We start from the raw sequence: 6206 nt of genomic DNA, 5'->3' as shown, positions 1-6206 counted from the left end.
GGCGAGATCCTCGATCCGGCCGCGTCCCCGGGGCAGAGCCCTGTTCAGCCGGTCGCCCCGGACGCGTCCCCCGGGCGGGGCCCCGCCCTGCCCGTCGAACCGGCGGCCGGCCCGGCCGTGGGGAACCCGACACGGATCTTGGACGAGCCGCTCCCGGCCACGCCCGCCGGCGGGTCGGCGCGCCGGCCGCTGCTGATCGGCGGGGGAGCGGCCGCCGTGCTGCTCCTGGTGTTCCTGCTGGTCGCCGCGCTCTCCGACGACCGGAAGCCCGCCGCGGCGCACACGCCCGCCCCGTCAGGCCGTCCGACCACCGGGCCGTCCCCGGCCGCGTCCGCGACCACCCCGTCACCGTCCACGCCCGCCAGACCGGCCTGCGCGGTCGCCTACGCGGTCACCGGGCAGTGGCCCGGCGGGTTCCAGGCGCAGGTGCGGATCACCAACCTGGGCACGTCCGAACTCGACGGCTGGCGGCTGAGCTGGACGTTCGGCCGCGGCGAGCGGATCACCCAGCTCTGGAACGGCGCGCGGGAGCAGTCCGGCGCGGACGTCACCGTCATCGCCGCCGACTACAACCGCCGCATCGCCCCGCACGGAACCGCCGAGTTCGGCTTCCTCGGGACGGCCTCCGGCAGCGCCCCCGAACCCCGCCCGGACGCCTTCACCCTCGACGGCACACCGTGCCGACAGGCGTGAACAGCGTGCCGGCACGGTGTGTGCGGCGTGCCGACCGGCGCGATGAACCGCGTGCCGACGGGTGTGAACGGCGTGGCGACCGGCTGAAAGGGTTGTCCCCGCGCCATCGGACCTGCACGATGTGGCTATGCGGATCTCTTCGGTCGTGCTGCTCATCTGGCTGGTCATCGGCGCCGTCGCCGCCGGTCAGCGCCACTACTACGACCGGCCGGTCAAGGACCAGCTGAGAAACTGCAGCCGCAGCGGCACGATCGCGGTGACGGTGATCGCCGGGCCGCTCAACTACCTCGGCCTCAACCCGAAGATCTCCTGCGACATGCCCGAACCCAGCAAGTAGCGCGGGTCCCGCGCCGCGCCCCCGCCGGGAAATGATGCGGCCCCGCGCCCGACCGGGGTCGCCGGTCGGGGCGCGAGGCCGTTCGCCGCCCCACGGGGTGCGCCATGGGCGGCGTGCTTCAGGCGGCCTCCCGGAGGAGGCGCCGCATGGCCGGGAAAATCGGCCATGCCACGTTACGCGACGATGAGCAGTGGGTTCTCCAGCAGCTCGGCGAGGCGGGCCAGGAACTTGGCGGCGGTGGCGCCGTCGGCGGCCCGGTGGTCCACCGACAGGGTGATCGCCATCCGCTTGCCCGGCACGACCTGGCCGTCCCGGACCACCGGCTCCTCGCGGACCGCGCCGACCGCGAGGATCGCCGCCTCCGGCGGGTTGATCACGGCGGAGAACGAGTCCACGCCGAACATCCCGAGGTTGCTGACCGAGAACGTGCCGCCGGTCATCTCGGCGGGCGACAGCTTGCCGTCGCGGGCCTTGGCGGCGAGCGCGCGGGTCTCCGCGCCGATGTCGGACACCGACTTGCGGTCCGCGTCCTTGATCACCGGGACGAGCAGGCCGTCCTCGACCGCGACGGCCACGCCCACGTGGACGCGCTTGTGCACGAGCAGCGCGTCCTCGGTGTAGGAGGTGTTGACCTGCGGGTGCTCGCGCAGCGCCCGCGCGGACGCCTTGACGATCAGGTCGTTCACGCTGACCTTGGCCGGGGCGAGCGCCTCGTTCAGGGTCTTGCGGAACGCGACCAGCGCCTCGGCGTCGACCTCGCGGTTCAGGTAGAAGTGCGGCGCGTTCTGCTTGCTCTCGACCAGGCGGCGCGCGGCGACCTTGCGGAACCGGTTCAGCGGGACGCGCTCGACGTCCTCGTCCGCGACCTGCGGAGCGGGCGCGGCGGCGGGCTTCGGCGCGGACGCCGCCGGAGCGGCCTGCCCGGCCTGCGCGGCCGGGGCGGACGCCGCCGGGGCGGACGCGGGCTGCGCGCCGCCGCGGATCGCGGCCTCGATGTCGGCGCGGATGATCCGCCCGCCGGGGCCGCTGCCGGTGATCGCGTGCAGGTCGAGGCCGTGGTCCCGGGCCAGGCGGCGGGCCAGCGGGGACGACGGCGGACGCGAGCCCGCCACGCCGTTCGCCGACGGGCGCTCGGCGCCGACGGCCGCCGGCACCTTCTCCGCCTCGGGCTCGGTCTCGGCGGCCGGAGCCTCGGCCGGGGCCTGCTCCTTCTCGGCCTTCGCGGGCGCCTCGGCCTTGGCGGGGGCCGGAGCCTCAGCCGCAGCCTCAGCCGGGGCCTCGGCCTTCGACCCGGACGCGGCGGGCGCGTCGCCCGCGCCGCCGATGATCGCGATCGGCGCGCCGATCGCGGCCGTCTCGCCCTCGGCGACGAGGATCTCCGTGAGCACGCCGGCCTCGTAGGCCTCGTACTCCATGACGGCCTTGTCGGTCTCGATCTCGCACAGCACGTCGCCGACGGCCACCTCGTCGCCCGGCTTCTTCTGCCAGGCGGCGATCACGCCCTCCTCCATGGTGTCGGAGAGGCGCGGCATCAGGATCTCGGTCATCGGACGGTCTCCAGGGTGGTACGGCCGGTCGCGCGGAGCGTTTCGCGAATGGCGGTGAGCAGGGAGTCCGCGGACGGCAGCGCGGCCATCTCCAGCGGCTTGCTGTAGGGCAGGGGGACCTCGGCCATGGCGACCCGGCGGACCGGGGCGTCCAGCCAGTCGAACGCGCCCTCCTGGATCGTCGCGGCGATCTCCGCGCCGATCCCGTAGGTCAGCCAGTCGTCCTCGGCGACGACCGCCGACCCGGTCTTGCGGACCGAGGCCACGATGGTCTCGCGGTCCAGCGGACGCAGGCTGCGCAGGTCGACGACCTCGGCCGACACGCCCTCGGCGGCCAGCTTCTCGGCCACTTCGGCGGCGACGTGCGCCATCCGCGAGTAGCCGATGATCGTGATGTCGGTGCCCTCGCGGGTCACGGCCGCGCGGCCGATCTCGGCGGGCTCGACGTCGGCGATGTCGTCCGGCACCTCGCCCTTGGTGTTGTAGAGCGCGAGGTTCTCCAGGAACAGCACCGGGTCGTCGTCCCGGATGGCGGCCTTGAGCAGCGCGGACGCCTCCAGCGGCGTGGACGGCGCGACGACCTTCAGGCCCGGGACGAACGAGTAGTACAGCTCGACGTTCTGCGAGTGGGTCGCGCCCAGCTGCTGGCCGCCGCCGCCCGGGGTGCGGATCACCATCGGGACGGGGTTCTGCCCGCCGAACATGCCGTAGATCTTGGCGGCGTGGTTGACGATCTGGTCCAGCGCGAGCAGCGAGAAGTTGATCGTCATGAGCTCCACGACCGGGCGCAGGCCCAGCATGGCGGCGCCGATCGCGGCGCCGACGAAGCCCTCCTCGGCGATCGGGGTGTCGCGCACGCGGCGCTCCCCGAACTCCTTCAGCAGCCCCTCGGTGATCTTGTAGGAGCCCTCGAAGACGCCGATCTCCTCGCCCATGAGCAGGACGTTCTCGTCCCGGAGCATCTCGGCCCGCAGCGTGTCGCGCAGGGCCTGCCGGTAAGTGATGGTTGCCATGGAAGTCGATCTCTCAGACGCGGAAGAGCGGGTCGGCGGGAAGACGCGGCAGGTCGTTCGGCACCGGCGTCGCGTAGGTGTAGTCGAACAGCGTCGAGACGTCGGGGTGCGGGGAGTCGTCGGCGAAGGACGCCGCGTCGGCGACGATCTCGGCGATCTCGGCCTCGAGGCGCTCGACGTCCTCGGCGGTCAGCAGCCCGGCGTCCTGCAGCTCCAGCTGAGCCTTGGCGAGGGGGTCGGCGGCCTTGAGGGCCTCCTTCTCCTCCTTGGTGCGGTACTTGGCCGGGTCGACGACCGAGTGCCCGCGCAGCCGGGGGCTGGTGCACTCCAGCAGGTAGGGGCGGCTCTCCTCGCGGGCCCGCTCGACGGCCTCGCGGGCCGCGTCCCGGACGGCGACCACGTCGGTGCCGTCCACCCGGGCGCTGGCCATCCGGTACGCCGCGCCGCGCTTGTACAGCTCGGGCTCGGCGGCGGAGTGCTCGACCGTGGTGCCCATGCCCAGGCCGTTGTTGATGATCACGAAGACGACCGGCAGGTTCCACAGCGCGGCGATGTTCAGCGACTCGTGGAACGCGCCGATCGCGGCCGTCCCCTCGCCCATCTGGACCATCACCACGTCGTCGCCGCCGCGGTAGGACACCGCCATCGCGGCGCCGGTCGCGAGCGGGAGCTGGCCGCCGACGATGCCGTAGCCGCCGAGGAGCCGGGCCTCGGTGTCGAACATGTGCATCGACCCGCCCCAGCCCTTGGACACGCCGGTGGAGCGGCCGTACAGCTCGGCCATCACGCGGCGCGGCTCGATGCCCTTGGCGATCGCGTAGCCGTGCTCGCGGTAGTTGGTGAACAGGTAGTCGGTGGGGCGCAGCGCCGACATCAGGCCGACGACGGTGGCCTCCTCGCCCAGGTTCAGGTGGCAGTAGCCGCCGATCTTGGCCTCGGTGTAGGCCCGGGCGGTCCGCTCCTCGAACCGGCGCACCAGCAGCATCTGCCGGAAGTACTCGACCCGCGCCTCGTCGTCGGCCTTGCGGCGCGCGACGGCGCTGGCGCGGTTGTCGGCGGGCTTGGGGGTGCCCTTGGCCGCGGCGCCCCTGGTGCTCGTGGCGCCGGTGCTCCGGCGGGCGCGGCCCGGGGCTGCCTTCGTGGTCTCAGCCATCGGCGTTCTGCCTCCTACGGGAGAGGGTGCCGCGGGGTCGCCGCGCCACTCGTCACCGATCATCATTGATCAATGATCGATCATATGCCCTCCCGTCAAGAGGTCTGGACCAGTGCGCATCCCGGCGCGCCCCCTACCATGGAGGGCGTGAACGCCCCGTCCGCCGCCGCAGAGGACCAGCCCGCCCCGCTCCAGCGCACCGGCCTGGTCGACCAGATCCGTGAGTTCATCGTGGACGGCATCTCCAGCGGCCGCTGGCAGCCGGGGGAGCGCATCGTCGAACGCCGCGTCGCGGCCGAGCTGGGGGTCAGCCAGGGCCCGGTCCGCGAGGCGTTGCGCCTGCTGGAGACGTTGCGGCTGATCGAGACGCTGCCCAACCGCGGCGCCCGCGTCCGGCCGTTCGGCGAGCGCGAGCTGGCCGAGATCTTCCCGGTCCGGGCCGGCCTGGAGCGCACCGCCGTGGAGCTCGCCCTGCCCCGCCTGGCGGGCCACCTGGACGAGCTCCAGGCCCAGAACGCCCGGCTCGCCGAGGCCGCCACGGCGGGCGATCTGGACGTGCAGATCCGCGAAAGCATCCACTTTCACCGGCTGGTGGTCGGGTTCAGCGGTAACCAATTGCTTACTTCGGTCTGGGAGGGCCTCGGCATCGAGGTCTGGACGACCCTGTCCCTCCGCCTGCACCGCACCGAGATCTACTCCAAGTCCGCCGAGCACGCCCGCATCATCGAGGCCTTCCGCCAGCAGGACCCGGCCGCCGCCCAGATGCTCCACGACCACGTCATGAACTACGCCCCGCTGACCTGCCGCCCGTGAGCGCGGACGCCCCCGTCCCGATGCGGGACGGGGGCGTCCGGTCGAGTGCCGGAGCCGGGGTCAGTCGGTGCGGGAGAAGCGGCGGGCCGACCAGACGAGCGGGACGAACGCCAGCAGCGCCAGCAGCGCCCACTCGGCGACGATCGGCGGGTGCCAGGAGCCGATCGCGAGCGGCCGGAACAGGTGCGGCGGCGCGGACGGAAGCTGGGACGCGACGGTGCGGCGCAGGGCGTCCACCGCGTAGGTGAGCGGGTCGGCGAGCGCGAGCACCTTGAGCCAGGCGGGCAGGCCCGTGAGCGGGAACATCGCCCCGGACAGGAACGTCAGCGGCGCCACCAGCACCGACAGGGCCGTCCCGTAGGTCGGCGGGCGGCGGACGAACGTCGCCGCCAGCACCCCGACCGCCGTCATCGCCAGCGACGTGAGCGCGAGCTGCGCTGCGAGCATGGCGATCAGCAGCGGTTCGGCCGGGACCCCGATGAGCGGCCCGGCGGCGAGCAGCAGCGTGCCCTGGATGGTGGCGATGGTCGCGCCGCCCAGGCACTTGCCGAGCAGCAGCGACTCGCGCCGGACGGGCCCGGCCAGCATCTCCCGCAGGAACCCGGCCTGCTTCTCCCACAGCAGGGACGCGCCGACGGCCGCGGCCGGGC

7 protein-coding genes are annotated in these 6206 nt (G+C 73.5%); 3 read left to right on the top strand and 4 right to left on the bottom strand.

The window, feature by feature from the left end:
• Positions 1 to 693 (top strand): cellulose binding domain-containing protein (locus tag AB0J52_RS23065; RefSeq protein ID WP_500184022.1); only part of this gene is annotated, 693 nt, incomplete at its 5' end.
• 127 nt (positions 694 to 820) lie between these two features.
• The gene (locus AB0J52_RS23060; protein WP_500184021.1) at positions 821 to 1030 is read left to right on the top strand and encodes a hypothetical protein; all 210 of its coding nucleotides are present in this window, start codon (positions 821 to 823) and stop codon (positions 1028 to 1030) included.
• Between the two features lie 173 nt (positions 1031 to 1203).
• Here AB0J52_RS23060 and AB0J52_RS23055 read toward each other — a convergent pair whose 3' ends face one another.
• The 3 genes from AB0J52_RS23055 to pdhA are packed head-to-tail and all read right to left on the bottom strand — an operon-like array spanning position 1204 to position 4743.
• Positions 1204 to 2577: a dihydrolipoamide acetyltransferase family protein gene (locus AB0J52_RS23055; RefSeq protein ID WP_500184020.1), complete on the bottom strand. Its 1374-nt coding sequence runs from the start codon at positions 2575 to 2577 to the stop codon at positions 1204 to 1206.
• Positions 2574 to 3590: an alpha-ketoacid dehydrogenase subunit beta gene (locus AB0J52_RS23050; protein ID WP_500184019.1), complete on the bottom strand. Its 1017-nt coding sequence runs from the start codon at positions 3588 to 3590 to the stop codon at positions 2574 to 2576. Before AB0J52_RS23050 ends, AB0J52_RS23055 begins: the two co-directional genes overlap by 4 nt.
• 13 nt (positions 3591 to 3603) lie before the next feature.
• Positions 3604 to 4743 (bottom strand): pyruvate dehydrogenase (acetyl-transferring) E1 component subunit alpha, encoded by a 1140-nt coding sequence (gene pdhA, locus AB0J52_RS23045; protein WP_500184018.1) that lies wholly within the window; start codon positions 4741 to 4743, stop codon positions 3604 to 3606.
• 147 nt (positions 4744 to 4890) lie between these two features.
• On the opposite strand from pdhA, the gene AB0J52_RS23040 reads away from it, so the two are divergent.
• Positions 4891 to 5556 carry a GntR family transcriptional regulator gene (locus tag AB0J52_RS23040; protein ID WP_500184017.1) on the top strand — a complete coding sequence of 222 codons (666 nt, stop codon included), beginning with the start codon at positions 4891 to 4893 and terminating at the stop codon, positions 5554 to 5556.
• A gap of 60 nt (positions 5557 to 5616) precedes the next feature.
• On the opposite strand, the gene AB0J52_RS23035 is transcribed toward AB0J52_RS23040, so the two are convergent.
• The coding region (locus AB0J52_RS23035; RefSeq protein ID WP_500184016.1) for an ABC transporter permease at positions 5617 to 6206 on the bottom strand (590 nt) is incomplete at its 5' end.

This window comes from Spirillospora sp. NPDC049652, assembly GCF_040675125.1.
Taxonomy (GTDB): domain Bacteria; phylum Actinomycetota; class Actinomycetes; order Streptosporangiales; family Streptosporangiaceae; genus Spirillospora.
The sequence above is the reverse complement of the archived record's forward strand: the minus strand, read 5'-3'. Positions and strand labels throughout refer to the sequence as shown.